A 1,365-nucleotide genomic window follows, 5' to 3' on the forward strand; every position below is an offset into this window, starting at 1 on the left:
GAGTAAGCCATGGGCGTTTGCCTGCGGCCTCGGCTATGGCGATCCCCAGGCTGACGCCCGCGCCGCCCACGAAAGCCACCGCCAAGGTGAGCCAGAGCAACACGAAGACGGAGGACGCGGCGCCGCCTCCGCCTGGCAGTGGCGGCGTCGCGGCGACAAACCCATAGGCGAGCCCGCCGATCAATCCGGCGCCCCCAGCACCCAGCGTTCCGGCTCCCGCCATCATCGCTACGCGGCGGAGCGCCGAGGGCGCGGCCGACGGGTGAAGCGTGTGGGGGGCAGAGTCTTCGGCCGGGGCAGAGCCTTCGCGCCAGTTGACCTCGGCAATGAAGCGGTAGCCACGCTTGGATACCGTCTCGATGAAATGCGGACGGCTCGCATCGTCACCCAGGCGCTGGCGAAGGAGCCGAATGCACTGGGTCAGCGCCTCGTCGGTGACAGGCACATCTTTCCAGACTTCCCCCAGAAAAAGGTCCTTGCCGACGAGCGACCCGGCATTGCGCACGAGAAGCGCCAGTGCGTCGAGATAGCGAGCGTTGAGGTCGACCGGAACGCCGTCACGCAGCAAGCGCCGATCCTCGGGATCGAGGACGAACTGGCCGAAATGATATCCACGCGGCGGCACTTTTCAGCAAAACCTCATATGCTTCTCATGACGCCCATCGGTCTTTCCGGGACCCTGATGATCTCATCTCGAATGGAGGCGATATCATGGATGATCATCGGAACGATAGTTACGCAGCACCAGACAATGGCAGGCTCAAGCAGGCGCTCAACCCGTGGCGGATCTCGGCCTGGGGGCTCGCGTTGCTCCTGCTCGTGCTCCCCGCCATCGCGATGCACTACACCCCGCAGGTGCGCTGGGACGAAACCGACTTCCTCGTCATGGGCCTCATGCTTGGCGGAACGGGGCTCGCCGCCGAATGTCTGGTCCGGCGCTCGCCCAATCCATGGTACCGCGCGGCGAGTGTGGTATCGGTCCTCACCGTTTTCCTGACGATCTGGGCAAATCTCGCGGTCGGCATGATCGGCTCGGAAGACAGTCCCTTCAACCTCCTCTTCGCGGGCGTGCCCATCATCGCCTTCATCGGCTCGGCGATGGCGCGCTTCAGACCGCTGGGCATGGCGATCTCCCATGGCGCGGCTGCCGCTGCCCAGGCAGGCATCGCGGCGATGGGCGCACAGATTGATGCGCGCGGCGGAACATTCAGCGCCCTGTTCGCCGGCCTCTGGCTTATCGCCGCGGTCCTCTATCGGCTGGCAGCCTCGAGGGCCGAGGGCGCGTCGAAATCGTCACGGTAGCCCTTGATCCCAAGGGCCGGCGCTTGCTCTTGGCGCCGCGGGCCGCGCCGAACTGTCCGCCTC

The 1,365-nt window shown here is 65.9% G+C and carries 2 protein-coding genes; one reads left to right on the forward strand and one right to left on the reverse strand.

Features of this window, described 5'->3' with window-relative positions; genetic code table 11:
* Positions 1–568: winged helix-turn-helix domain-containing protein (locus CG471_RS29790; RefSeq protein ID WP_257211745.1), on the reverse strand; the 568-nt coding region annotated here is incomplete at its 3' end.
* Between the two features lie 143 nt (positions 569–711).
* Here CG471_RS29790 and CG471_RS29795 point away from each other — a divergent pair.
* The gene (locus CG471_RS29795) at positions 712–1,302 is read left to right on the forward strand and encodes a hypothetical protein (protein WP_099234662.1); all 591 of its coding nucleotides are present in this window, start codon (positions 712–714) and stop codon (positions 1,300–1,302) included.
* Positions 1,303–1,365: the final 63 nt, after the last annotated feature.

Origin of the sequence: Sphingobium sp. IP1 (assembly GCF_002708645.1) — a bacterium.
In the GTDB taxonomy this organism is placed as follows: Bacteria; Pseudomonadota; Alphaproteobacteria; order Sphingomonadales; family Sphingomonadaceae; genus Sphingobium; species Sphingobium yanoikuyae.

Coding starts and splice junctions, on each gene's coding strand:
- CG471_RS29795 (WP_099234662.1), top strand. CDS start 712: ATGGATGATCATCGGAACGATAGTTACGCAGCACCAGACAATGGCAGG.